Genomic DNA, 26,173 nt, shown 5'->3' on the forward strand with positions numbered 1-26,173 from the left:
CGATGGAGGAAGGGGCCGCCAGCCGGCCACCCCGAACAATTACTCTGGTGACAATCCCAGCACCTGACGCAGGCGGGAGAGCTGATGGTGATCCCCCTGGGCCGCCGCCTGGCGCAGGGCCTGGGTCGGTGCGTGGATCAACTTGTTGGTGAGGCGGTGCGCCATGGCCTTGAGGGCCTGCTCGGCATTCTCGCCCTGTTGCAGGGCCAGCAAGGCACGCTGCAACTCCTCATCGGCCACCTGCTGGGCCTGATGACGATAATCGCGGATGAGGTCCACCGAATGCTGGCTGCGATACCAGCCCATGAACTCATCGCGCTCTTCCTGCACTATGAGCTCCGCCTCGGCGGCGGCCCGTTTGCGGGTCTCCAGGTTCTGCTCGATGATGCCCTGCAGGTCATCCACCGTGTAGAGGTAGGCATCGGAGAGCTCGTCCACCTCGGCCTCGATATCCCGCGGCACGGCGATATCCACCAGGAACATGGGCTTGAAGCGACGGGCCTTGAGGGCGCGCTCCACCATGCCCTTGCCGATGATGGGCAATGGGCTGGCGGTCGAGCTGATGACGATGTCCGCCTCGTGCAGATAATCGGGGATCTCTTCCAGGGTCATCACCCGGGCACCGAACTCCTCGGCCAGCAACTGGGCCCGCTGCAGGGTACGGTTCGCCACCATCATCTGGGTGACGTTTTGCTCGCGCAGATGACGGGCCACCAGTTCTATGGTTTCGCCGGCACCGACCAGCAGCACCTTGGTCTGGGAGAGATCGGAGAAGATGCGGCGACCCAGGCTGACGGCGGCAAAGGCCACCGACACGGCGCTCGCGCCTATCTCTGTGTCCGTGCGCACCCGCTTGGCCACGGAGAAGGATTTCTGGAACAGCCGCTCCAGCGACCCCTTCACCGCCTCGGACTGCTGGGCATGGGCATAGGATTGCTTGATCTGCCCCAGGATCTGCGGCTCCCCCAGCACCAGGGAATCCAGGCCGCAGGCCACCCGCATCAGGTGACGCACCGCCTCTTCGTCCCAGTGCTGGTAGATGGCGGACACCACTTCGGCCGCGTCCAGGGCATGGAAACGTTGCAGCCAGTGCAGTACCTGCTCCCCCTGCCCCTGCGCCAGGCTGCAGTAAAGCTCGGTGCGGTTGCAGGTCGAGACGATCACCGCCTCGCTTACGCCGGGTTGGGTGACCAGCTCACGCAGGGCGCGATCGATGCAGTCCGGGCCGAACGCGACCCGCTCCCGCAAGGCGACACTGGCGGTGTTGTGGTTGATTCCGAGGGCAAGCAAACTCATGAGTGGGTGGTGATCGTATCTGTGCGCTGGGAGTAAAGGCCGTCAATTGTACGAGAAAGGGTAAGGCTTTAAAAGCAATACGGCCGCCCCGTATACTGTGGCAAATCCCCGTATCTGGAGCATGACCTTGTTGTTGCGTATTTTCACCTTCGCCTGCCTGCTGTTGCTGGCCGGTTGTGCCACCACCCAACCCCAGCGGGATCAGGTCAACTGGCAGCAGGAGCGGGCCCGTCTCGAGCAGCTCACCCACTGGCAGCTGTCGGGCAAGATGGCCATCATCACGGCCCAGCAGAAGGGCAGCGCCCGGGTCAACTGGCAGCAGGATGGGGACGACTATCGCCTCAATCTGAGCAGCATAGTTGGCACCCACATACTGGAGCTCTCCCGCAGCAAGGGCGAGATCACCCTGATCGACAACGAGGGCAAGCCGCACCAGAGCCAGGATGCCGAGGCGCTCGTCTATCAGCTCACCGGCTGGAACATACCGGTGCAGGGGCTGCCGGAGTGGATCAAGGGGCTGCCGGGCAAGGCCGAGTTCGAACTCAATCCCGACAGCAGCCTGGCCAGCGTGCGTGACGGCCAGTGGCAGATCGTCTACGGCGACTACCGGGATCAGGACGGCTACCGCCTGCCGCACCAACTGACCATGACGGGCCAGGGCAGCCGCCTCAAGTTGCAGATCAACCAATGGACGCTCGTTCGCTGATGGCTGCGACTGACAAGGAGGCGACAATGACCACCACTCGCTGGCCCGCACCGGCCAAACTCAACCTCTTCCTGCACGTCAATGGTCGTCGTCCGGACGGCTATCACGAGCTGCAGACCCTGTTCATCTTCCTCAGTCACGGCGACTGGCTCGAATTCGAGCCACTGCCGGACACGGACCTGCTTACCCTGAGCCCGGCCATTCCCGGCGTGCCCGATGAGCAGAACCTCATCATACGCGCCGCCCGCCTGTTGCAGGCACGGCTGCCGAGCCCGCAGGGGGCCCACATCCGGCTGGAGAAGGTATTGCCCATGGGCGGCGGCATAGGCGGCGGCTCCTCGGATGCGGCCACCACGCTCGTCGCCCTGAACCATCTCTGGCAGGCGGGCTTGAGTGAAGAGGAGCTGGCGGAGCTTGGCGTGCAGCTGGGGGCCGACGTGCCTGTGTTTGTGCGCGGCCGCGCCGCCTTTGCGGAAGGGGTGGGCGAGCGACTGCAACCGGTCGAATTGCCAAGCGCCTGGTATCTGGTACTCAAGCCCGATTGCCACGTGGCCACCGCCACCGTCTTCCAGGATCCGGACCTGCCCAGAGCGACGCCGAAAATGGCATTTCACAACCTGCTGGAAGGCGAGTGGAAAAACGATTGCGAATTGCTGGTGAAAAAGCGCCACCCCGAGGTTGCCAATGCGCTCGGCTGGTTGCTAGAATACGCGCCGTCAAGAATGACGGGCACAGGAGCCTGCGTCTTTGCTCAATTTGAAGACGAAGAGGCTGCTCGGGAAGTGTTGGCAAAAGTGCCGAAGAGATGGGATGGGTTTGTCGCCAAGGGCGAGAACATATCACCACTGTTCGTGACATTGCAACAAATCAGTGATTGGGGTATCGCCAAGCGGTAAGGCAGCGGGTTTTGATCTCGCCATTCCTAGGTTCGAATCCTAGTACCCCAGCCATTATCTTGGTGATTGACACGGGTGTGTCGGTAAACCGGCCACAGAGGATCTTGACAGAGCGCAATCTCGTCAAGCCCGTCTGCAACCATTATCGTCCCCTTGTCACTCGCAAAGAGGTCATCGATCTCCTGGATGACGGCTGCCTGCAAACGCGACAGCCATCCGATTTGAAACATGTAACGATATGCACCTAGCCTGAAAGCAGCCTATAGTGGCCTGACCCGTCAACTTGATAAATCGTTTGCCCCAAAACGATACGGGTCTGAATCAGACTCCCCCACATACTGGATGCAACCCCGAGGTTTCAAACCGTGCCTGACATGAAGCTGTTTGCTGGTAACGCAACGCCGGAACTAGCCCAGAAGATCGCAGATCGCCTGTTTATCAAACTCGGCAATGCTGCCGTAGGTCGCTTTAGCGACGGCGAGATCAGCGTACAGATCAATGAGAATGTACGCGGTGGCGATATCTTCATCATTCAATCCACCTGTGCCCCGACCAACGACAATTTGATGGAATTGATCGTCATGGTGGATGCTCTGCGTCGTGCTTCAGCTGGCCGTATTACTGCCGTTATCCCCTACTTTGGTTATGCCCGTCAGGACCGCCGCGTCCGCTCCGCCCGTGTACCCATCACCGCCAAGGTTGTCGCCGACTTCCTCTCCAGCGTGGGTGTGGACCGTGTGCTGACCGTTGACCTGCATGCCGAGCAGATCCAGGGCTTCTTCGACGTCCCGGTCGACAACGTGTTCGGCAGCCCTGTGCTGCTGGAAGACATGCAGTCCAAGAACCTCGAATCCCCCGTGGTTGTGTCGCCGGACATCGGCGGCGTGGTGCGTGCCCGTGCCATCGCCAAGCTGCTGGACGATACCGACATCGCCATCATCGACAAGCGTCGTCCCCGCCCGAACGTCTCCCAGGTCATGCACCTGATCGGTGACGTAGCCGGCCGCGACTGCATTATCGTCGACGACATGATCGACACCGGCGGCACCCTGTGCAAAGCCGCGGAAGCCCTGAAAGAGCGCGGCGCCAAGCGTGTATTCGCCTACGCCACTCACCCGGTCTTCTCCGGTTCCGCCGTGGAAAACATCAAGAACTCGGTCATCGACGAGCTGATCATCACCGACTCCATCCCGCTCACCGCGGAGATGAAGGCGGTCGACAAGGTCAAGCAGCTGACCCTGTCAACCGTACTGGCGGAAGCCATTCGTCGTATCAGCAACGAAGAGTCCATCTCTGCCATGTTTGAGCATTGATAGACGCCGTTGTGACAAAAACCGCCAGCTGGCGGTTTTTGTCTTTTTAGCCCAGTTACACCCGGTATTGCCCTGCCCCGGCAGGTTAAGGATAGATCCATGAATCGCTTGCGCCCGCTGCTGCTCCTCGTCCTCTGCAGCTTCCTGTTCGCCTGTCAGCCCGGCAAAGAAAACCAGCCCTTCGTGCTGACCCTGGCGCACATGAACGACACCCACTCCCAGTTTGACCCGGTCAACGCCGAGCTGAAGGGGCCCATCTTTGGCAAGCAGGGGGAAACCGACACCCTCTATACCCGCTTCGGAGGCTATCCGCGCCTGCTCACCATGGCGAAATCCTTTCAGGCCGAGGCGCTTGCCAAGAACCAGCCACTCTTGCTGCTGCACGGTGGCGATGCCTGGCAGGGCAGCGGCTACTTCAAGCTCAACGAGGGAATGGCCAATGCCGAGCTGCTGAGTCAATTCGGGCTCGATGCCATGGCCCTGGGCAATCACGAATTCGATCTCGACAACCACAAGCTGGCCCGCTTCATCCAGGGGGTCAACTTCCCGGTACTGGCCGCCAACCTGGACACCCGTGACGACCCGGATCTGCGCCACGCCACCAACCTCAAGCCGTTCGTGGTCTATGCCTTCGAAGGCAACCGGAAGAGCCCGGTCACCGATCTCAACAACCTGCCCCAGGGCAAGCAGCTGGTCGCCGTGATGGGGCTGGTGCTGGAAGACATGGCCAACATCTCCCCCAACGTCGGCAAGCTGCGCTTTGGCAAGGAGGTCGCCTCGGCCCAGGCGACCGTGGATCTGCTGCGCCAGAAGGGGATCCACCACGTCATCGCCCTGACCCATATCGGCAACCAGCGGGATCTCGCGCTGGCGGCCGAGGTGAACGGGATAGATGCCATCGTCGGCGGCCACTCCCACAGCCTGCTCGGCGACTTCAGCAACATCGGCTGGGGCAAGACAGGCGAATACGCCCAGCTGGTCACCAATCCGGACGGGGTCGGCCTGACCTGCGTGGTGCAGGCGGGCTCCTACGCCCAGGCCATCGGCCTGGCCCGGGTCAGCTTCGACGGCCAGGGCCGGGTCATCGCCTGCAAGGGCCAGAACCAGCTGCTGGCCAGCCGCGACTTCTTCGCCGATCCGGCCCGCAAGCAGGTGCTGGATGAGACGCGTGGCAAGCAGGCGGGCAAGTTCATCGATGCCCAGCCCAACCTGGTGACTGTGGATGAAGACCCGCGTCTGCGCGGCATCATCGACAGCCACTACAAGCCGGCACTGGAGCAGGCGTTCGGGCCCGTCATCGCCACCCTGCCGGCGGCGCTGCAAAATGCCCGCCGCCCCGGCGACAACGGCAGCGACAGCCACGGCTCCGACGTCGCTCCCCTGGTGGCCGAAGGCCAATACTACTGGGCCAACACCCCGGCGGTGCAGGCCCTGACCGGCGGCCCTGTCCACTTCGCCCTGCTGGCGGTGGGAGGCGTGCGCGCCGATCTGCCCGCCGGCGAGTTGCGCGAAGGGGACGCGGCGCTCACCCTGCTGCCGTTCAAGAATCAGCTCTCCGTGCTGACCCTGACCGGTGCCGAGGTACGCGCCCTGCTGACCGAGACCATCACGGCCACCCTGCCTGCCAGCGCCCATGCCGGCAAGTTCCCCTACGGCGGCCACCTGCGTTACACCTTCACCGAAACCGTGCCGGGCAAGCGTGGCGAGCTGACCCGACTGCAATGGCAGAGTACCGAAGGGCAGTGGCAGGATCTGGTCGATGACCAGCGCTACCGGGTGGTGATGAACGCCTACAGTGCCAATGGCAATGACGGCTGGCAGGCGCTCGCCCACGCCCAGCGCCAGCAGGCCGAGCGGCTGGATCTCGCCTGGGTGGATGGCAAGCTGACCGGCTTCCCCATCGAGAAGGTGGAGCAGAGCGGCGATCAGCTGAGCGCCCGTTATGCGCCGGGTCAGCAACTCGACTGCAAGGCCAGCGGCGTCAACTGCGGCACGGATGCGGCCTCCTTCGTGCAATACGTGCGAGAGCAGCGGCCGACCCTGACAGCCCTGACCGAAGAGACGGTCACGCTGCTGCGGGCCAAATAAGCCGCCACCCCAGCCAGCAATGACCAGCACGGGCCTCGACAAGGGGCCCGTTTTGCTGCCATTGGCAACCCGATCAGCGGTTATTCCCTCACGGTTGCCGAGCTTTGGTTGAGTGATCGCCAGTCGGCGGCTAGAATATTGCGTCCCATTGCCTTGGGCAGTCTGCCCATTGCAAGCAGCGAGTGAAGACATCAAGCGTGACAAGCCAAATCAAACTGATCGTGGGACTGGGCAATCCCGGCCCCGAATACGCCAAGACCCGCCATAACGCGGGCGCCTGGTATGTGGAGCAGCTGGCTCGCTGGCACAATGTCAGCCTGCGCGAAGAGCCCAAGTTCTTCGGCCACACGGCCCGCATTCAGGTGGAAGGTCAGGATGTGCGTCTGCTCATCCCGAACACCTACATGAATCTCTCCGGCAAGGCCGTGGCGGCGCTGGCCCGTTTCTACCAGATAGAGCCGGAAGCCATGCTGGTGGCCCACGATGAACTGGACCTGCCCCCCGGCATCGCCAAGTTCAAGCAAGGTGGTGGTCACGGTGGTCATAATGGCCTCAAAGACATCATCGCCAGGATGGGCAACAACAATAACTTCTTCCGGCTGCGCCTCGGGATAGGCCATCCCGGCGCCAAGGAGCTGGTGGCCGGATTCGTCCTGACCAAGGCCCCAAGCAGTGAACAGAGCCTGATCGAGGCCGCATTGGATGAGTCCCTGCGCGCCACCGATATCCTGTTCAAGCAAGACATGACCAAGGCCATGAATCGCTTGCACAGCTTCAAGGCCGAAAAAGTCTGAATACAGATGCCTGACACGCGTCAGGCTCGCACAATATGACAGGGTCGCCCAAGAACCTGTTCACGCACTGTGACGAGAGGTCGTCAGCAAGGTGAAGCGCAGCGCAGGAACCGGAGCGTATAGGCATACGTGAGGATTCCGAGCAGCACATGAGCCTTGATCACGGCCTCGCAGTAAGAGCGTGAACAGGTTAAGCGGCCCTCAACAGCATCCATCAATAAGGTAACAATCCATGGGTTTTAAATGCGGTATCGTGGGCCTGCCCAATGTAGGTAAATCCACCCTGTTCAATGCGCTGACCAAGGCCGGCATCGAAGCCGCCAACTTCCCGTTCTGCACCATTGAGCCGAACACGGGTGTGGTTCCCATGCCGGATCCGCGTCTCGACCAGCTGGCGGCCATCATCAATCCTCAGCGTGTCGTGCCGACCACCATGGAATTCGTGGACATCGCCGGTCTGGTTGCCGGTGCCTCCAAGGGCGAAGGTCTGGGCAACCAGTTCCTGGCCAACATCCGTGAAACCGAAGCCATAGGCCACGTGGTGCGCTGCTTCGAGGACGAGAACATCATTCACGTTGCCGGCAAGGTCTCTCCGGCCGACGACATCGAGGTGATCAACACCGAACTGGCCCTGTCGGATCTGGACGCCTGCGAGCGCGCCATTCACCGCCAGTCCAAGCGCGCCAAGGGCGGCGACAAGGATGCCAAGCTGGAAGTGGAAACCCTGGAGAAGATCCGGGTCGCCCTGGAAAACGGCCAGATGATCCGTGGCATGAAGCTGGACAAGGATGAGCTGGCCGCCGTGAGCCACCTCAACTTCCTGACCCTCAAGCCCACCATGTACATCGCCAACGTGGCGGAAGACGGTTTCGAGAACAACCCCTTCCTCGACAAGGTACGTGAAATTGCCGCTACCGAGAACGCGGTTGTGGTGGTGGTCTGCTGCGCCATCGAATCTGACATCGCCGAGCTGGATGACGACGATCGCGCCGAGTTCATGGCAGATCTTGGCATCGAAGAGCCGGGCCTGAACCGGGTGATCCGCTCAGGTTACGAGCTGCTCAAGCTGCAGACCTATTTCACCGCCGGCGTGAAGGAAGTGCGTGCCTGGACCATTCCAGTCGGCGCCACAGCACCGCAAGCGGCGGGCAAGATCCACACCGACTTTGAAAAAGGCTTTATTCGCGCCCAAACCATCGCCTTCGAAGACTTTATCACCTACAAGGGTGAGCAAGGCGCCAAGGAAGCAGGCAAGATGCGCGCCGAAGGGAAAGACTACATCGTCAAAGATGGCGATATCATGAACTTCCTGTTCAACGTCTAATCCCATGAGAGGCCAGCATTTGCTGGCTTCTCTTTTATCTGGCATAACGCCGTATCTTCCGGCAAATGTCGTAAAAAAAACCAGATTGTTGGGCTTTTGCACGACAGCGACCAATAACTCGCCAAACGCACCCAAATTCGGTTTTTCTGGCAAAAAAAGGGTTGACGCCCCAGAGCCAGATACGCATAATTCGGCCCGCACAGTGACGAGGCAACGACTCACTGGAAGCACGGTTGGCTATGTAGCTCAGTTGGTTAGAGCATCGCACTCATAATGCGAGGGTCACAGGTTCGAATCCCGTCATAGCCACCATTAATTGTTCAGTTGGGGTATCGCCAAGCGGTAAGGCAGCGGGTTTTGATCTCGCCATCCCTAGGTTCGAATCCTAGTACCCCAGCCATTTTTAAAAGTTCTTTGACCAGTCACATGACTGTCGAGGAGCGCTGTTGGGGTATCGCCAAGCGGTAAGGCAGCGGGTTTTGATCTCGCCATCCCTAGGTTCGAATCCTAGTACCCCAGCCATTATTGCCTTTCATCGACCTCGTCGGTGATAGCTGTGGTGAACGTAAGAGGTTTTTATCTCGTCAACGTTCCTAGGTTCGTATCCTAGTGCCACAGCCTTTTTTAAAAGTTCTTTGACCAGTCACATGACTGTTGAAGAGCGCTGTTGGGGTATCGCCAAGCGGTAAGGCAGCGGGTTTTGATCTCGCCATCCCTAGGTTCGAATCCTAGTACCCCAGCCATTTTTACCCGTCATCGATCTGTCGATGATTTGCTGTGGTAAGCGTGAGAGATTTCGATCTCGTCAACGTGCCTAGGTCCAAACCCTAGTACCCAGCCATTTTTACTTGTAGACGACCCTGTCGCATACAAGACGGCTATGTAGCTCAGTTGGTTAGAGCATCGCACTCATAATGCGAGGGTCACAGGTTCGAATCCCGTCATAGCCACCATTTTGCAGTTGTTCAGTTGGGGTATCGCCAAGCGGTAAGGCAGCGGGTTTTGATCTCGCCATCCCTAGGTTCGAATCCTAGTACCCCAGCCATTTTTGACTTGTCAGCAATGACATTGGTGACAAGACGGCTATGTAGCTCAGTTGGTTAGAGCATCGCACTCATAATGCGAGGGTCACAGGTTCGAATCCCGTCATAGCCACCATTAATATTGCGGAAGTGGCGAAATTGGTAGACGCACCAGATTTAGGTTCTGGCGCCCTAGGCGTGAGAGTTCGAGTCTCTCCTTCCGCACCATTAATAGCAGTACCAAACAGACCAGCTCAGGCTGGTTTTTTTGTGCCCGTTTTTCGCCCTCTCCCCTTGCCATCCTGTCTCTGCCTCGCTCCCCCCTCGCTCTGCTGCCACCCGAGCTCATGCGGAGCGACAAAAAAGCGGCCCGCAGGCCGCTTGTCTCTCTTTTCCCTGGATCAACCCGGTCAGAACGGGAAGAACCAGGGGATGGCGATCACGCTCACCACCATCACCAGCAGGGTGAAGGGCACGCCGATGCGCACGAAATCCACGAACTTGTAGTTGCCGGGCCCGAGCACCAGGGTATTGACCGGTGACGAGACCGGCGTCATGAAGGCCGCCGAGGCCGCGATGGCGATGGTCATGGCAAAGGGATAGGGGGAGATCCCCATCTGTTGGGCCGTACCTAGCGCAATGGGCGCCATCAGCACAGCCGTCGCGGTATTGGAGATGAAGAGCCCGATCAGGGCGCACAGGGCAAACAGGCTGGCCAGCATCACGCGAGGGCCCATCTCACCGACGGCCGCGATCAGACCGCCGACAATCAGGTCCACCCCGCCAGTCTTCTGCAGCGCCAGGGCAAAGGGCAGCATGCCGACGATCAGGATCAGGGTGGGCCAGTGGATGGACTTGTAGGCACTCTCCATGTCGATACAGCGGAACTTGCCCATCAGCAGGCAGGCCACCAGCGCCGCGATGACGTTGGGCACGGGATCCGTCACCATCAGCACCACCATGACCCCGAGACAGATAAGGGCGTGGATGGCCTGGCTGCGAGCCGGCGCCATCTCGTCCACCTCGGCGGGCAGGCCGAGCAGCAGGAAGTCGCGACTGTGGGTCTGCAACAGGCGGATCAGGCTCCAGTTGCCCACCACCAGCAGGGAGTCGCCCATCTGCAAGGGATCATCCACCAGCTTGCCGGTCAGTGCCTCGCCGTTGCGGCGGATCCCCACCACGCTCAGACCGTAGTGGGAGCGAAAGGCCACCTCGCGAATGCTCTTGCCGAGCAGACGGGATTCGGGGATGAGCGACACCTCGGCCATGCCCACCTCCCGCGCCTGATCGGAGAAGTACTCCCCGCGCAATATCATGGGCTCGAGCCGCGCCTCGCTGCAGAACTCTCGCACATCCACCTCGGGGTCGGACATGTCGATCAGCAGCACGTCCTTGGCCTGGAACTCGGTGACGCCGGAGACGGTCACCATCACCCGCCGAAACTTGCGCCAGCGCTCCACCCCGATGACGTTGGCGCCATAACGGGCCCGCAATTGCAACTCGTCCAGGGTCTGGCCTATCAGGGGGGAGTCGGGCCGGATCGCCAGCCGGCGGGCGCGCCCGGCCAGCCGGTAATCGCGGATGAGATCGCGCATTGTGCTGCGCCCCGCCTGCTTGCCTTTGCCCTCCTCCCCTTCACGCACCAGGGAGCCCCGCATCAGTAGCATGTAGAGTATGCCCATCACCAGGATAATCAGCCCCATGGGGGTGAAGCCGAAGAAGCCGAAACCCTGGATGCCGTGGCGCATCAGCTCACTGTTGACCACCATGTTGGGCGGGGTCGCCACCAGCGTCATCATGCCGCTGATGAGGCCGGCAAAGCCGAGCGGCATCATCAGGCGACCGGCCGGGATCCCCATGCGATTCGCCACGCTCAGCACCACAGGGATGAAGATGGCCACCACCCCTGTGCTGCTCATCACGGCCCCCAGCAGGGAGACGGCCACCATCAGCAGCACCAGCATGCGGATCTCGCTGCTGCCCGCCACCTTCACCAGCATGTCCCCCACCTGATAGGCGATGCCGGTGCGCACCAGCCCCTCCCCCACCACGAACAGGGCGGCGATCAGAATGACGTTGGGATCACTGAACCCCGCCAGCGCCTCCGGCAGGGTCAGGGTACCGCTCAGCACAAACAATATGATGATCAACAAGGCGACTACGTCCATGCGTACCTTGTTGGTAATAAACAGATAGATGGCGCCCACCAGCATGCAGAGGACCCAGATCAGTTCGGAATTCACACTTGCTCCTTTCGTTCATGTCCGCCACTGCACAATGGGTAAAATGGCGGACTCCATCAGACCACAGCTTGTTCTGCCCCGGTTTGTTACATATCAATAAAGGGCAAGGGCCATCATCGCATATCGGGGCTCCCTGCGGTCCGCAAAAATGGCGAGCCTTTGCCGCCATCCTTTATCCATTCTTTGATGTGGCTCAGGCTGGCTCGGACAAAAGTCCTGCGTTGGCCCCCGCGCAGCCCCTAGAATAGGTCCGTTCCGATAACCCCCCCTTCTTCCAAATTTTCAAAGGAAACGAAAATGAGCATATTCGAGTGGTTCAGCATCAATCACACCCTGGTGACCATACCGCTGGGCGGCGGTTACGCCATGTCGTGGATTGAAGCCATCGGCACCCTGTTCGGCCTGGCCTGCATTTGGTTCGCCAGCCAGGAGAAGACCATCAACTACCTGTTCGGCCTCATCAACGTCAGCCTGTTTGCCATCATCTTCTTCCAGATCCAGCTCTACGGCCTGCTGATGCTGCAGCTGTTCTTCTTCTGCGCCAACGTCTACGGCTGGTACGCCTGGACCCGCCCCGCCAACGAGCAGGGTGACAGCCTGCAGATCCGCTGGCTGAGCAAGTCCAAGCTGATGATGACCGCCGCCCTGAGCGTGCTGGCCATCGCCCTGCTGACCCTGTTTATCGACCCCGTGTTCGCCACCCTGGCACGCACCTCGGTCGCCCTGCTCAACCTGTTCGGGGCCGGCCTGGCTACCCCTGAGCCCTCCCCCGACGCCTTCCCGTTCTGGGATGCCAGCATGACGGTGCTCTCTGTGGTGGCCCAGATCCTGATGACCCGCAAATACGTGGAGAACTGGATCCTCTGGGTGGTCATCAACATCATCAGCATCGGCGTCTATGCCGCCCAGGGCGTCTACGCCATGTCGCTGGAGTACCTGATCCTGCTGTTCATCGCCGCCAACGGCACCCGCCTCTGGATGCTGGCCGCCAAACGCCCGCAGCAGGAAGCGATCGCATGAGCCTGCTGCCCCATCTGCAATGCCGCCCTGACCAGATTGCCGAACGGGTGGTGCTGTGCGGCGATCCGGCCCGGGTCGATCGCATCGCCAGCCAGCTTGAAGGCAGTGAATTGCTCGGCCAGAACCGGGAGTTTCGCCTGATCAACGGCCATCATCAGGGGCTGCCCGTCACCGTTTGCAGCACAGGCATCGGCGGCGCCTCCGCCGTCATAGCGCTGGAGGAGCTGGTGCAGGCGGGTGCCCGGGCGCTGGTCAGGGTCGGCTCCGCCGGTGCCCTCCAGCATGAGATGGCGCTGGGTGATCTCATCGTGGTGGAGGGGGCCGTGCGCCACGAGGGCGCCTCGCTGGCCTATCTGCCCCCCGAGTACCCCGCCTGCGCCGACATTCGGCTGCAGGCCGCCCTGCTCGACCATATCGCCGCCAGCGGCCAGCCTCACTGGCACGGCCTGGTGCGCTCCCACGACAGCTTCTACCGGGATGACGAGCAGGCGGTGTGCCGCTACTGGCACGAACGCGGCCTGCTGGGGGCGGACATGGAGACGGCCTCCCTGCTCACCGTCGGTCGGCTGCGCAAGGTGCGGGTGGCCGCCGTGCTCTGCAACGTGGTGGCCTTCGAGCAGGACGTGCAGCAGGGGGTAAGCGACTACGCCAGCGCAGAAGCGGCCATGATGGCCGGTGAGCGGCTGGCCATCGCCGCCGCGCTCCATGCGCTGGCGCAATAGACCGGGTCTGCCGGGGCCGCAAGGCCCCGGCAAAACGTTAAGCCCGGCACATTCGATGGCTCGGGCGCTGGCATCCGGCCCCCGCTCTTGCTAGCCTCATGGCCCTCGTTTCCCCGCGCGGGTTTCTCATGCAGCAACAACCCTATCCCCTCGGTCGCTTTCACGCCGAACTTGAGCAGCTTGAACCCCGCTTTGCCGCGGCGCTGGAGGCGTGCACCCTGTTTCTGCGCCGCTACCTGCCGGGCGAGCCCATCATGCGTCAGGGGGAGCAGAGCGAATGCCTCTATCTGGTGGAGACGGGACGAGTCTCCCTCAACAGTGCCGTGCACTCGGGGCGTCTGTTTCAGCTCGGGGAGATAGCGTGCCAGCGCCAGATCTTCGGCGAGATGGAGTTCTTCAGCGCCACCCCGGTGCAGTGGAGCGTGGTGGCCGAGACAGAGCTGGATGCCAGCGTCATCTGTGCTCACAAGCTGGCCCAGCGGCTGCTGGCCGAACCCGAGCTGACCCTGTTCTTCGCCTCGGCGCTGGCCAGCGACTATCTGGATACCCTGGACATCACCACCAGCCGCCTGCTGCACCCCATCGCCTACAACATCGCCTTTGAACTGTGGCGCGAGCGCCAGCGCACCCCCATGCTGGGCTCGCGCAAGCGCTCCCACGAGGCGGCGCGCTTTGGCACCACGGAGCGCGTCTACCGCCGCGCCCTCAAGGAGCTGGTCGAACAGGGGATAGTGTGCGAGGGCGCTGACGGCCCCACCATCGCCGATCTGGCCAGGCTGCGCGCCTATCTCGACCTTTAATCTCGATTCACTCTTTACCCCTATCGGAGCATCCATGTCTACCTATCCCGAGTTCACCTTCTTCAGCCGCTTCGTGGCCGATATTCAGGCCGGCCGCAAGACCATCACCATACGCGACGAGAGCGAGGCAAACTGGCAACCCGGCCAGCGTCTGGCCCTGTTCACCAACCCGGAGCAGCAGCCGTTCGGCGCCATAGAGGTACTCTCCGTCAAGGCGGTCGCCTTCGATGAACTGAACGACGAGCACGCCCGCCAGGAGAACATGACCCTCCCTGAGCTCAAACAGGTGATCCGCGACATCTACCCCGCCCTGCCGCCACTCTATGTGATTGAATTCAAACTGATTGCCTGATTGATGACCCGAACCGGATTTGGCCCTGGCCGAGCAATATGTTAATAGTGTTCCTTTTGAATCGTGGAGAAGCCGAACGTGTTTGAGATAGCGAGCCTGAAAGAGGGCATGATGCACGGGGTCGAGCTGTTCCAGCTGCTGCTGGAGATCATCTCCATCGCCTGCGTGGTGATAGGGCTTGGCAAGACGCTCTGGCTGGCGGCACGAGTCCGGGATCACGCCCCCGGTTTCCCCCGTATCCGCCTCTGTTTCGGCAGCTGGCTCATTCTGGCGCTGGAGTTCCAGCTCGCCGCCGACATACTGGCCACCACAGTCGCGCCGAGCAAGGAGGAGCTGATCCGCCTCGCCATCATCGCGGTGATCCGCACCTTCCTGAACTATTTCCTCGGCAAGGAGCTGGAGGCGCAGGCTGAGCGCCAGCAGGAGCAGCGCAGCGAGCAGGCCAAGGCGGCCCAATAGCCCGTTCCTTTGCACAGCATCATCGCTGAGTGTCGTGCCATCCCGACCACCTCCGTGGCTCGGGATGGCCCAGTTGTGACCCTCCCCTCACTTTTGGCAATCAGCCAACTATGGAACCCTTTTCAAGCCTTTCCCCGCCCTGTCGAGGGCCCGCGCATCTGCGTAAGATAAACCATTGCGTCCCCCAACCGGCCCAGCTGATGAACAGAGTTCCTCTCCACCTCGACCAGTGCGTCATCTACCAGATCTACCCCATGAGCTTTCAGGACAGCAACGGCGACGGCATGGGCGACATCAAGGGCATCTGCCAGCGCCTGGACTATCTGGCGACCCTGGGGGTCGACCTGCTCTGGCTCACCCCTGTCTATCGCTCCCCCAAGCGGGACAACGGCTATGACGTGGCGGACTACCGTGCCATAGACCCCGCCTTCGGCACCCTGGCCGAGATGGAACAGCTGATCAGCGATGCGGCCGCCTGCGGCATCGGCATCATGATGGACATGGTCGCCAACCACACCTCCACCGAGCACGCGTGGTTCAGGCAAGCGCTGGCGGGGGATCCCCGCTATCAGGACTACTACGTGTTCAGGGACCAGGCCTTTGTCGATGCCCACCCGGTGGAGTCCATCTTTGGCGGCAGCGGCTGGGAGTATGTGCCAGAGCTTGATCGCTACTATCTGCACAACTTCGACATAAGCCAGGCCGATCTGGACTGGGACAACCCGGCGGTGCGCGCCGAAATGGCGGAGGTGATCAACTTCTGGCTGGCCAAGGGCATAAAGGGGTTCCGCTTCGATGTGATCGACATGGTGAGCAAGGAGTGGTCGCCCCTTGCCATGAGCAACGGCCCCCGCCTGCACGACTATATCCGCGAGCTCAACGCCGCCAGCTTCGGCAACAAGGGGATCGTCACGGTCGGTGAGACCTGGGGGGCGGATCTCGCCCACATGCAGCACTATTCGAACCCGAATGGCAGCGAGTTCAGCATGGTGTTCAACTTCGAACACCTGGGGCTGGGGCAGGACAAGTGGGCGTCGCATTTTGACCCCCTCACCTTCAAGCGGGCCATGGTCCGCCACCAGCAGGGGCTGCACGGCCAGGGCTGGAACAGCCTGTTTCTCAATAACCACGACCTGCCCCGCGCCGTCTCCCGCTTTGGCGACGACAGGCCAAGGTGGCGCGAGCCGAGTGCCAAGCTCTGGGCCCTGGTGCTACACATGATGCAGGGCACTCCCTTCATCTATCAGGGGGAGGAGCTGGGCATGACCAACCGCCACTGGCAAACCGATGAGCTGCGCGACGTGGAGGCTATCCACTACAGTGCCAGCCAGCCGGAGCTGACTCCTGCCGAGCTGACTCCTGCCGAGCTGAGCCGACGGCTGGATGCCATCGGCCGCGACAACGCCCGCACCCCGATGCAGTGGGATGCCGGCCCTCATGCGGGCTTCAGCACAACCACCCCCTGGATCGCGCTCAACGACAACCACATCGAGATAAATGCCGCCGAGCAGCTGGCCCGCCCCGACTCGCTGTTTCACTGCTATCGCCAGCTGATCGAATTGCGCAAGGCCCATCCCGTCATTCGCCACGGCGACTTCGAGCTGCTGGATGGGGAAGACCCCGAGCGCATCGGCTACCGCCGCCACTGGCAGGATCCGGCAAGCGGAGAGCGGCATACCCTGCTGCTGCTCGCCAACCTCACCGCGGGCACCTTGCCCATGCCCCATCTTGAGCTGGTAGAAAAGGAAGCCACCCTGCTGATGGGCAACTACCCGGACGCACCCACGGCCACCTTCGCCCCCTATCAGGCCGCCGTCTGGCTGATGCAGGCAAGCGAGTAACGGGCAAGACCATCGCTCGGGGGCGGCCCCTGCGCCTCACCCCCTGATGATTCCCCTCGCCCTGGGCTGCCGAGGTGCCCCGGCGATTTACTCACTTAAAAACTTCGCATTTTCAGGCCCGAACAGCCTTGCCAGGCGATATCCGACCTCGTCTTGCTATCGACAATTAAAATAGTTCAACACCATGTTTTAATTGGAAATAATCACCATCAAAAACGACTCCTTTATCATCAAACGGCGATATTCAACGCTGTTTAGTCAGGGTTAAAAGTCAATTCAGATTTGCGCCCTTGTGGTTCTTCGCTGACTCCTTATGGTTTCCATCCGAAGCATGCGGTACTGCACGCCGACGTTCAGGCTCGTGGGATAGGTATCCCGCCATAACAAAAGGTAAACACCATGCGTAAAACCGGAGTGGCGCTCGCCATCTCGACCCTCTTCTGGCTCAATTCGGCCACGGCAACCCCCATCATGTTCCCGGACGACCCGCTGGTCGGCTCTGGAGCAGAGACGCCCGCCCTTGCTCGCACCTTCCAGCTGGCGCAGGACGATCTGGGCAACCGGATCCACCAGCTGCATCTGCCAATTCAGACCGAACCCGAGCTGGTGGCGGAGCTGGAGCAGATCGGCAGGCAGCAGGGATTCTCGGTCAACACCCATGGCGACATGTACACCTGGACCGAGGACAACATGTGGCTGTCACGGGATGGCGCCCTCGTCTTCCGCCCCCGGGCACCGCTGGCCGACAAGGATAGCTACCACGCCTTCGTCACCGCCTTGACCCCAGAGAGCCCGCAGGCCGAGCAGGAGGGGCACCACAGCCTGGGCAGCCAGGACTCCCAGGGGCTGACAGATGGCATGCTGGCCCAGGCCGACCGCTTTGCCAGCGAACAGGGGCGCGAGCTTCTCCCGACCTTCTCCATCATAGATGGCGGCAACATGCTGACCGGCCAGCGCGCCGACGGTACCCCCTATGCCCTGATAGGTCGCGACGCCCTGCTGCAGACCACTCTGCACCACAGCCGGCTGGATCGGGAACGCATCGCCACCCGGCAGGAAACCATGGAGCGCGACGGTGACTTTCGCCTGCAGCTGATCGAGCGCGAGTGGCTGGGCAGCCCCCATACGGTGCAGAACGGCCATGATCCCGAGATTGACCTCATACTGCTGGAGGCAGCCAACCTGCTGCCCCAGGATCTGAGCGCCGAGCAGCGCCACGCATATGCCAGGACCGCGCGCGCCAAGGCCGAGCTGGCGCAGTACCAAGTGGACTGGGACAGCCGGCAGGCCGCACAGGGGCGGATGTTTCTGAGCCGGCAGCAGGGCGCCCTCATCGCCGAGCGCTATCGCGCGCTCCATGGCCAGGCGCTGCCGGCCTCCTTCGATCTGCTGGCTCAGCTGAAACAGGACTACGCCAGCCTGGTGGTCACCGCCGATCTCCACTCTGACTTTGCTGATGACCAGATAGAGAACGAGCTGCAAACCCTGCAGGCCGATGCCGCCACCCTGACCCGGCTGGGACGCATGCTGCAGGCCGGCGGCTACCAGCGCCAGGAGCTGGCCGGTGCCGAGCTGGATGAGCAGACCCGCCGTTTCCTCGCCATGATGGCCATCAGCCAGCGCCTGATGGCGCAGGAGCTCAAGGTGGCCGAGCGGGACCTGGTGATCCTGGCCCAACCCGGTTTTCACCTCGACATGGCCATGCGCCCGCTGGCCGATGGCCGCATCCTGTTCAACGAACCTGCGGCCGGCGAGGCACTGATCCAGCAGGTACTGACCAGCGACGGCAGCCTGAGCGACAGCGAGCGCCAGGGCCTCACAGAGACGCTTACCAACCTGCGGCAACAGGCCGAGCGCTGGCACAAGATCCACGCCCTCATCCGGCAGCAGCTGACCGATGCCGGTCTGACCCCCATCGCCACCCCGGGCGCCTTCAGCGTCAACAAGCGAGCGGTGAACTGGATGAACGGCATCATGGGCACGGCGCAGCAACCCTTCTACATCACCAACGCCGCCAGCATAGCCCCCCTGAATCAGGCCTTCGGCGCCTGGTTGAAACGAGAGGTGCCCGAGCTGACCACCTATTTCGTGGGCCAGGCGGCCAGTAGCCACAGGGAGGGATTGAACCAGGCGGAGGTCCTGCTCAGGGGCAGCGGTGGCCTGGATTGCATCACCTTACACCACGAGTAGCGAGCGCTTGAGCCAAATGTTCAACCGACGGTGATTTGACTCGCAGGCGGGTTCTGTGTACTTTGCGACCAGAATTTTTGTTGGACCGCTTTTACATGTTGTACATCCTGTTCAAATGCTCTGTCAGGAGGCTGTGCTCCGTGCACTAACACGATGAAGTGTTGCCCGGAGCCATTCCTCTTCTGAATCTTCATCAGCTGCGTGCATGCCCTCTCACAGGGAGGCGGCCCCGCATCTGATGAAAACAGGAGACTCAGGCCGGCGAGATGCTTCATCGCCGGCCTTTTTGTTTCTGATATTCAGGACAAAGTTTCAATATTGCTTGAAACGGGGGGCCGGTACGCCAAGTACCGCCCCCCGTTTTTTATGGATGTAGCACCATGAATTTACTCACCATTCAAAACCTGACTTGTCACCTGGGTGACAAGACCCTCTACCAGCAGGCCAACTTCACCCTCTTCGCCGGTGAGCATATCGGCGTCACGGGCAAAAACGGCGCGGGGAAAAGCACCCTGCTGAAACTGCTGCAGGCGGAGCTGTTGCCCGACGGGGGCGACATCCTCTGGCAGCCCGCGGTGCGCCTCGGTTATCTGGACCAGCATGGCGAGATGGATCCGCAGACCAGGGTGCGCGATCAGCTGCAATCCGCCTTTGCGGATCTCTACCGGCAGGAGGCCGAGATGATGGCCATCTACGCCTGCCCGGTGAAAAGTGTCCAAGCCCGCCATCTGGCACGCGCAGCCACCCTTCAGGCCAGCCTGGAAAACCGGTCGTTTTATCAGATCGACAGCCGCATCAATGCGGTGGCTGATGGCCTGGGGATCACGCCATTGGGCATGCATACCCGACTGGGGGAATTGAGCGGCGGACAAAGGCACAAGGTCATGCTGGCCCGCCTGTTGTTGCTCGCGCCGGATGTCCTGCTGCTGGACGAGCCGACCAATTATCTGGATACCCGTCACCTCGACTGGCTGGTGGACTATCTGGGCGGCTTCAAGGGAGCCTTTATGCTGGTCTCCCACGACCAGGCCTTCCTGAACCGGATTGCCACGGCCATTTGCGACATAGACAGGCAGCAAATCCGCAAATTCAAGGGCAACGTCGACAAGGCCATGGCCCAGAAAGCCAGCGAGGATGCCGCCCACGGGAAGCAATATCTGGCGCAGCAGCGACATATCGAAAAGCTGGAACGGTTCATCGACAAAAACGGGGCCGGGGTCAATGCCAGCATCGCCAATGGCCGCAAGAAGCAGCTGGCACGCATAGACAGGCTGGCCGCACCGGGGCAGGAGAAGCCCCTCTCCTTCTCGTTTTGCTCGGCCCCGCACAATGGCCAGCAGCTGATCGCCGCCTCGAAACTGGTCATTGGCTATCAAGGCCCCTTGCTGGCGCCCATCTCGCTGACCCTGAGCCGTGGCGACAAGCTGGTGATTGCCGGGTTCAACGGCATAGGCAAGTCCACCCTGCTGAAAACCCTGGTGGGCGAACTGCCCGCGCTGGCCGGTCAGCTCGCCCTGTCACCGGCGCTCAAGCTCGGTTATTTCGAGCAGGCGCTGTGCTGGCGCTACCCGGATGCCACACCTGTCAATCTGGTGAAAGCTGTGTGCCCGGGCGTGGATGACAAGGCGGCCCGGCAGCATCTGGCGCGGTTTGGCATCACGGGAAAGCAGGCCGTGCAGCCGATTGCCTCCCTCAGTGGTGGCGAGTAGACCAGAGTGAAGCTGTGCCGACTGGCCCTGCAACCCAGCAACCTGCTGGTGCTGGATGAACCGACCACGCACCTGGATGCCGGTGTCAAAGCGGCCCTGCAACAGGCATTGCAGGACTATCCAGGTACCGTGGTGCTGGTCTGCCACGAACGGGAGTTCGTCGCCCACTGGCCGGATCGGGTGGTGGAGATCCCGTCCCTCACCGCCGCCGACCACATTGAGCATCTTTAAGGTAGAAGATATGTTATTGAAAATATTGCTGTTCTTGATTGCATTCCTGGTGGGTGCCGATGAACTTATGCTGGGCCCCATACTGGCGCCCATAGGCCGGGAGCTGGGGGTTCAGCCCGAGCGTGTGACCCTCTTCATCACGGCCTACAGCCTGGCGCTGGCGATGATAGCCCCCTTGCTGGGCACCCTCTCGGATCGTCTGGGCCGAATGAAGGTGATGCTGCCTGCCACCCTGCTGTTTGGCGCCGCCTCTGTGGGCACGGGTCTGGTGGAGAACTTTGAATGGGGGCTGGCAAGCCGGGTGCTCACCGGCCTCGCCAGTGCCGGCATGTTGCCCATCGCCTTTGCCATGGCCGCGGATAGCGCAGGAACAGACGCCATGAAGCGCATTGCCTGGGTCCAGGCCGGCCTGACCCTGGGCATGATAGCGAGCCCGGCCGTCGGGGCTCTGCTGACCCAATGGCTCTCCTGGCGGGCTGCCTTCATCCTGCTCGGCGTGTGCGCCTGGGGGGTGGCGGCGGCGCTGGCCTTGCTCCCCGCTGGTCAAGATCCGGCAGAAAAATCGGCTGCGCATCGGGAGGACAAGGGCCCCCGCCTGCTGGCCATCCCGGGCGCGGTCGGGGCCCTGCTGGCCATGTGCCTGGGTCTTGGCGGCGGCATAGGTCTGTTCAATCTCGTCGGTCAGCACCTGCGCGATGCCCAGGAGTGGTCCATCGGGTCCGTGGGGGGCTTGTACGCTCTGCTTGGCGTCATCAGCGTCGTCGGCAACCTGCTGATGCCCCGCCTCTCTCGCCGGGTCGAGAGCGGGCGTACCCTGATGCGCCTGGCCTTGATGGTCTGCCTGCTGGTCAGCGTCTGCTTCTATCTCTCTCCGGCCGGGCAACTCATGCTGCCGATACTGCTGCTGTGGGCGCTGGCGGGTGGCATAGGCTCGCCGGCGCTGCAGGGCTATATTGCGCAGCTCTCCAGCGCTCACAGAGGCATGCTGATGTCGCTGGCGATGACCATGATGCACATTGGCGTGGCGCTCTGGTCTGCCGTCGCCGGGTTCGCCTACAGCGCCGGGCCCCTGGCCATGGCGCTGCTGGCCATGCTGCTGTTCGGCAGCGCCATTGCACTGCTGCGCCCCGTCAAGCCCGCCGGCTGAAAAAGGGAGCGCGTACTCCGGGCCCACGCCCATCCAGTACACGGGTCGCCCATCCGCCAGGATCGGCGGCCCCATATCTCACTGTGCCGGCACTACCAGCCCGCACGCTTCCCACTCACACCATACTCGCTGACCCTCAGACCAGGCTCAGCTCTCGCGATGAAGCTTCTTAATCTATTGATTTATCTGACGTAAAAAGCGCATTTCAGCTTGCTCATATCCACCGCCAAATGCGTTGAGGCAAATAGATCCCATTGCGTTCAGGGTGCGGACAATGAATAAAAGATGTATTCACTGATTATTTATCCCGTTTGATGCCTTCTCTCCAACCCTCTTACTATGCCTGCGACCTATCCATGGCCGGTTGCCTGCAACCGGCCTTCAAACTGGCATAGCAAGTGGACAACTCATGATCACCACAGACGGTAACAACGCGGTCGCCTCAGTGGCGTACCGCACCAGCGAAGTCATCGCCATCTACCCCATCACCCCCAGCTCCAGCATGGCGGAGCAGGCGTCGGCCTGGTCGAGCGATCGGGGCAAGAACCTGTGGGGCGACGTGCCTCGTGTGGTCGAGATGCAGTCGGAGGGAGGGGCCATCGCCACCGTCCACGGCGCCTTGCAGACAGGCGCGCTGGCGACTTCCTTTACTTCGTCCCAGGGCCTGCTGCTGATGATCCCCAACCTCTACAAGTTGGCGGGTCAGCTCATTCCCTTCGTACTCCATGTGGCGGCGCGCACCGTCGCGACCCATGCCTTGTCCATCTTCGGCGATCACTCGGACGTAATGGCGGTGCGCCAGACCGGCTGTGCCATGCTCTGCGCCAGCAACGTGCAGGAGGCGCAGGACTTCGCCCTGATCTCCCAGGTCGCCAGCCTCAACAGCCGGCTGCCCTTCATCCACTTCTTCGACGGTTTTCGCACCTCCCACGAGATCACCAAGATAGTGCCGCTGGCGGACGACACCCTGCGTGCCCTGCTGCCGGAGGCGGCCATCCGTGCCCACCGCGATCGCGCCCTGAGCCCGGATCACCCTGTCATTCGCGGCACCGCCGCCAACCCGGACACCTATTTCCAGTGCCGGGAGGCCACCAACCCCTGGTATGACGATGCCTACCGTCACGTGAGCGAGGCGATGCAAGCCTTCGGTGAACAGACCGGCCGTCACTACCAGCCGTTCGAATATCTGGGTCACCCGGAGGCCGAGCGGGTGCTGGTGCTGATGGGTTCCGCCATCGGCACCTGTGAGGAGGTGATAGCGCGGCTGATCGAGCAAGGGGAGAAGGTGGGGCTGGTGAAGGTGCGCCTCTACCGCCCCTTCAGTGCCTCGCATCTGCTGGCGGTCATTCCCGAGAGCGCCCGCAAGATAGCAGTGCTGGATCGCACCAAGGAGCCGGGTGCCCAGGCCGAGCCGCTCTATCTGGACGTGATGAGCGCGCTGGCCGAGGCGGTCAGCCGGGGCGAGCGTGCCAGCCTGCCACGGGTCATCGGCGGCCGCTACGGCCTCTCCTCCAAGGAGTTCAATCCGGCCTGCGTACAGGCCATCTTCGATGAGCTGACGCAGGACAACCCAAGGCCGCGCTTCACCGTCGGCATCTTCGACGACGTCACCGGTCTCTCCCTGCCCCTGCCAGTCCTCGATTATCCTAGCCAGAGCAAGCTGGAGGCGCTCTTCTACGGCCTTGGCAGCGACGGCACCGTCTCGGCGGCCAAGAACAGCATCAAGATCCTCGGCAATCACACCCCGCTCTATCCCCAGGGCTATTTCGTCTACGACTCCAAGAAGGCAGGCGGCCTCACCGTCTCCCACCTGAGGGTGAACGAGCGGCCGGTACAGTCGGCCTACCTGGTGGACGAGGCGGACTTCATCGGCTGCCACCAGTGGCAGTTCATCGACATGTACCAGATGGCGGAGCGACTCAAGCCGAACGGCATCTTCCTACTCAACAGCCCCTACGACGCCGACCAGATCTGGCAGCGACTGCCGCAAGAGGTGCAACAGGTGCTGCGCGAGAAATGCGCCCGCCTCTACACCATCAACGCCGCCAGGATTGCCCGGGAGTGCCAGCTCGGCAGCCGCATCAATACCGTGATGCAGATGGCTTTCTTCCAGCTGACCGCCATCATACCGCCGGCAGAGGCCACCGAGTTGCTCAAGCAGGCCATCGCAGCTAGCTATGGCAACAAGAGCGCCGAGCTGGTCGAGCGCAACTGGCAGGCCCTGGCTGCCACCTGCGAGGCGCTGATCCCGGTGCCGCTGCAGGTGCTTGATCAGTCCAGCCACCAGCGCCCCCCCGTGGTGTCGGCCCAGGCCCCCGACTTCGTCCAGACCGTCACCGCCGCCATGCTGGCGGGGCTCGGCGACAGCCTGCCGGTCTCCGCCTTCCCGCCGGACGGTACCTGGCCGGTGGGCACCACCCGCTGGGAGAAGCGCAACATCGCCAAGGAGGTGCCCATCTGGCAGGCGGATCTCTGCACCCAGTGCAACTACTGCGTGGCCGCCTGCCCCCACTCGGCCATCCGCGCCAAGGTGGTGGACAAGGATGCACTGGAGGGTGCCCCCGCGACCCTGGATGCGCTCGATGTGAAGGCCCGCGACATGCGCGGCCAGCAATATGTGCTGCAGGTGGCGCCTGAGGATTGCACCGGCTGCAACCTCTGCGTCGAGGTCTGCCCGGCCAAGGATCGCACCGATCCGAGCCGCAAGGCGATCAACATGGCGTCCAGGCTCGACCACCTCGATGCCCAGAAGGCGAACTACGACTTCTTCCTGGACCTCCCCGAGCGCACGGCCGAGCAGCTGGAGCGCATCGACATTCGTACCTCCCAGCTCATCTCGCCGCTGTTCGAATACTCGGGCGCCTGCTCCGGCTGCGGCGAGACCCCCTACATCAAGCTGCTGACCCAGCTCTACGGGGATAGATTGCTGATCGCCAACGCCACCGGCTGCTCGTCGATTTATGGCGGCAACCTGCCCACCACCCCCTACACCACCAACGCCGAGGGCCGTGGCCCGGCCTGGGCCAACTCCTTGTTCGAGGACAACGCCGAGTTTGGCTTGGGCTTCAGGCTCACCGTGGATCAGCACCGCGATCGGGTACGCCGCCTGTTGACGGGTCTGGGGGACGCCGTTCCGGCCGAGCTGCAACAGGGGCTGCAAGACGCCAGCCTGCCGGTCTCCGAGCAGCGCGCCCACATTGAGCAGCTGCGCAGCCTGCTGCAGGGTCGCACCGAGCCTGGCGCGGCTGAGTTGGCGAAGGACGCGGATCACCTGGTGGACAAGTCGGTCTGGCTCATCGGTGGCGATGGCTGGGCCTATGACATCGGCTTCGGCGGGCTCGACCACGTGCTGAGCCTGGGGGAGAACATCAACGTGCTGGTGCTCGACACCCAGTGCTACTCCAACACCGGCGGTCAGCAGTCCAAGGCGACGCCGCTCGGCGCCATCACCAAGTTTGGCGAGCAGGGCAAGCGCAAGGGGCGCAAGGATCTCGGTGCCAGCATCATGATGTATGGCCACGTCTATGTGGCGCAGATCTCACTCGGCGCCCAGATGAACCAGACGGTGAAGGCCATTCAGGAGGCGGAAGCCTATCCGGGGCCGTCGCTGATCATCGCCTACAGCCCCTGCGAGGAGCACGGCTACGATCTGGCCCAGAGCCACGAACAGATGAAGCAGCTGACCGCCACCGGCTTCTGGCCGCTCTACCGCTACGACCCCCGTCGCAGCGAAGAGGGCAAGGCGCCGCTGGCGCTGGACTCCAGGGCGCCAAACGCCTCGCTGACCGAGACCCTGCAGCAGGAGCCCCGCTTCAAGCGGCTGGAGCGCCAGCTGCCGGAGATCGCCACCCAGCTCTACCGGGAGGCTGAGCTGGATGCGAACCGCCGCTTCGCCTGGCTGAGCCAGCTCGCCGGCAAGGAGGCCCCCTCGCAGGAGTGATCAAGCTGCCGGCGACCAGTGACACCGGATAACAAAGAGGGCTCCCCGCGGGGAGCCCTCTTGCTATTGCATGCCAGCGG

Annotated in this window: 19 protein-coding genes and 9 tRNA genes; 26 read left to right on the forward strand and 2 right to left on the reverse strand. The window is 62.2% G+C overall.

Going from position 1 to position 26,173, the window contains the following annotated elements; translation table 11 throughout:
• Window positions 1-39 precede the first annotated feature (39 nt).
• Window positions 40-1,296 (reverse strand): glutamyl-tRNA reductase, encoded by a 1,257-nt coding sequence (hemA, locus tag AACW87_RS13020; protein WP_043135619.1) that lies wholly within the window; start codon window positions 1,294-1,296, stop codon window positions 40-42.
• Window positions 1,297-1,417: 121 nt separating this feature from the next.
• On the opposite strand from hemA, the gene lolB reads away from it, so the two are divergent.
• From lolB to AACW87_RS13095, 15 genes are all read left to right on the forward strand, one after another.
• Window positions 1,418-2,002 carry a lipoprotein insertase outer membrane protein LolB gene (gene lolB / locus AACW87_RS13025; protein ID WP_043135621.1) on the forward strand — a complete coding sequence of 195 codons (585 nt, stop codon included), beginning with the start codon at window positions 1,418-1,420 and terminating at the stop codon, window positions 2,000-2,002.
• Window positions 2,003-2,028: 26 nt separating this feature from the next.
• On the forward strand, window positions 2,029-2,898 hold the full coding sequence (ispE, locus tag AACW87_RS13030) for a 4-(cytidine 5'-diphospho)-2-C-methyl-D-erythritol kinase (protein WP_241325155.1): 870 nt from the start codon (window positions 2,029-2,031) through the stop codon (window positions 2,896-2,898).
• Window positions 2,878-2,952: transfer RNA gene (locus AACW87_RS13035), tRNA-Gln, on the forward strand. Before ispE ends, AACW87_RS13035 begins: the two co-directional genes overlap by 21 nt.
• 311 nt (window positions 2,953-3,263) lie before the next feature.
• The gene (locus AACW87_RS13040) at window positions 3,264-4,211 is read left to right on the forward strand and encodes a ribose-phosphate pyrophosphokinase (RefSeq protein WP_033131039.1); all 948 of its coding nucleotides are present in this window, start codon (window positions 3,264-3,266) and stop codon (window positions 4,209-4,211) included.
• Between the two features lie 99 nt (window positions 4,212-4,310).
• The gene (locus tag AACW87_RS13045) at window positions 4,311-6,299 is read left to right on the forward strand and encodes a bifunctional metallophosphatase/5'-nucleotidase (protein ID WP_241325156.1); all 1,989 of its coding nucleotides are present in this window, start codon (window positions 4,311-4,313) and stop codon (window positions 6,297-6,299) included.
• A gap of 197 nt (window positions 6,300-6,496) precedes the next feature.
• Window positions 6,497-7,093: an aminoacyl-tRNA hydrolase gene (pth, locus tag AACW87_RS13050; protein WP_042065624.1), complete on the forward strand. Its 597-nt coding sequence runs from the start codon at window positions 6,497-6,499 to the stop codon at window positions 7,091-7,093.
• A 232-nt stretch (window positions 7,094-7,325) separates the two neighbouring features.
• On the forward strand, window positions 7,326-8,417 hold the full coding sequence (ychF, locus tag AACW87_RS13055; RefSeq protein ID WP_098983018.1) for a redox-regulated ATPase YchF: 1,092 nt from the start codon (window positions 7,326-7,328) through the stop codon (window positions 8,415-8,417).
• Between the two features lie 235 nt (window positions 8,418-8,652).
• Window positions 8,653-8,729: transfer RNA gene (locus tag AACW87_RS13060), tRNA-Met, on the forward strand.
• 13 nt (window positions 8,730-8,742) lie between these two features.
• A tRNA-Gln gene (locus AACW87_RS13065) sits at window positions 8,743-8,817 on the forward strand.
• A gap of 47 nt (window positions 8,818-8,864) precedes the next feature.
• Window positions 8,865-8,939 (forward strand) — tRNA-Gln (locus tag AACW87_RS13070).
• A gap of 146 nt (window positions 8,940-9,085) precedes the next feature.
• Window positions 9,086-9,160 (forward strand) — tRNA-Gln (locus AACW87_RS13075).
• Window positions 9,161-9,293: 133 nt separating this feature from the next.
• Window positions 9,294-9,370 (forward strand) — tRNA-Met (locus AACW87_RS13080).
• A 17-nt stretch (window positions 9,371-9,387) separates the two neighbouring features.
• Window positions 9,388-9,462: transfer RNA gene (locus AACW87_RS13085), tRNA-Gln, on the forward strand.
• Between the two features lie 36 nt (window positions 9,463-9,498).
• Window positions 9,499-9,575: transfer RNA gene (locus AACW87_RS13090), tRNA-Met, on the forward strand.
• Between the two features lie 8 nt (window positions 9,576-9,583).
• Window positions 9,584-9,667: transfer RNA gene (locus AACW87_RS13095), tRNA-Leu, on the forward strand.
• A gap of 182 nt (window positions 9,668-9,849) precedes the next feature.
• Here AACW87_RS13095 and AACW87_RS13100 read toward each other — a convergent pair.
• On the reverse strand, window positions 9,850-11,682 hold the full coding sequence (locus AACW87_RS13100; protein ID WP_241325157.1) for an SLC13 family permease: 1,833 nt from the start codon (window positions 11,680-11,682) through the stop codon (window positions 9,850-9,852).
• A 297-nt stretch (window positions 11,683-11,979) separates the two neighbouring features.
• On the opposite strand from AACW87_RS13100, the gene pnuC reads away from it, so the two are divergent.
• The 11 genes from pnuC (at window position 11,980) to nifJ (ending at window position 26,093) form a co-directional block, all read left to right on the forward strand.
• Window positions 11,980-12,702 carry a nicotinamide riboside transporter PnuC gene (gene pnuC, locus AACW87_RS13105; RefSeq protein ID WP_098983013.1) on the forward strand — a complete coding sequence of 241 codons (723 nt, stop codon included), beginning with the start codon at window positions 11,980-11,982 and terminating at the stop codon, window positions 12,700-12,702.
• Window positions 12,699-13,424 carry a nucleoside phosphorylase gene (locus AACW87_RS13110; protein ID WP_241325158.1) on the forward strand — a complete coding sequence of 242 codons (726 nt, stop codon included), beginning with the start codon at window positions 12,699-12,701 and terminating at the stop codon, window positions 13,422-13,424. The genes pnuC and AACW87_RS13110 overlap by 4 nt, the downstream gene beginning before the upstream one ends.
• Window positions 13,425-13,552: 128 nt before the next feature.
• On the forward strand, window positions 13,553-14,224 hold the full coding sequence (locus tag AACW87_RS13115) for a Crp/Fnr family transcriptional regulator (RefSeq protein WP_043555232.1): 672 nt from the start codon (window positions 13,553-13,555) through the stop codon (window positions 14,222-14,224).
• Window positions 14,225-14,258: 34 nt separating this feature from the next.
• Window positions 14,259-14,576, forward strand: a complete 318-nt coding sequence (yqfB, locus tag AACW87_RS13120) for a N(4)-acetylcytidine aminohydrolase (RefSeq protein WP_241325159.1) — start codon at window positions 14,259-14,261, stop codon at window positions 14,574-14,576.
• 78 nt (window positions 14,577-14,654) lie between these two features.
• Window positions 14,655-15,035: a DUF1622 domain-containing protein gene (locus tag AACW87_RS13125; protein WP_241325160.1), complete on the forward strand. Its 381-nt coding sequence runs from the start codon at window positions 14,655-14,657 to the stop codon at window positions 15,033-15,035.
• Between the two features lie 200 nt (window positions 15,036-15,235).
• Window positions 15,236-16,876 carry an alpha-glucosidase gene (locus tag AACW87_RS13130; protein ID WP_241325161.1) on the forward strand — a complete coding sequence of 547 codons (1,641 nt, stop codon included), beginning with the start codon at window positions 15,236-15,238 and terminating at the stop codon, window positions 16,874-16,876.
• Between the two features lie 399 nt (window positions 16,877-17,275).
• Complete coding sequence (locus tag AACW87_RS13135) at window positions 17,276-19,066, forward strand: protein bicaudal D homolog (RefSeq protein WP_241325162.1); 1,791 nt, start codon at window positions 17,276-17,278, stop codon at window positions 19,064-19,066.
• Window positions 19,067-19,446: 380 nt separating this feature from the next.
• Window positions 19,447-20,775, forward strand: coding sequence for an ABC-F family ATP-binding cassette domain-containing protein (locus AACW87_RS13140; RefSeq protein ID WP_241325163.1), 1,329 nt, complete (start codon window positions 19,447-19,449; stop codon window positions 20,773-20,775).
• 6 nt (window positions 20,776-20,781) lie between these two features.
• A complete protein-coding gene (locus AACW87_RS13145; RefSeq protein WP_241325164.1) occupies window positions 20,782-21,006 on the forward strand; it encodes a hypothetical protein in 225 nt (74 codons plus the stop codon).
• Window positions 21,007-21,016: 10 nt separating this feature from the next.
• Window positions 21,017-22,153 carry an MFS transporter gene (locus AACW87_RS13150; protein ID WP_241325165.1) on the forward strand — a complete coding sequence of 379 codons (1,137 nt, stop codon included), beginning with the start codon at window positions 21,017-21,019 and terminating at the stop codon, window positions 22,151-22,153.
• 409 nt (window positions 22,154-22,562) lie between these two features.
• On the forward strand, window positions 22,563-26,093 hold the full coding sequence (gene nifJ, locus AACW87_RS13155; RefSeq protein WP_241325166.1) for a pyruvate:ferredoxin (flavodoxin) oxidoreductase: 3,531 nt from the start codon (window positions 22,563-22,565) through the stop codon (window positions 26,091-26,093).
• Window positions 26,094-26,173 lie beyond the last annotated feature (80 nt).

It is taken from the genome of Aeromonas sp. MR7, from assembly GCF_963899385.1.
In the GTDB taxonomy this organism is placed as follows: domain Bacteria; phylum Pseudomonadota; class Gammaproteobacteria; order Enterobacterales; family Aeromonadaceae; genus Aeromonas; species Aeromonas bestiarum.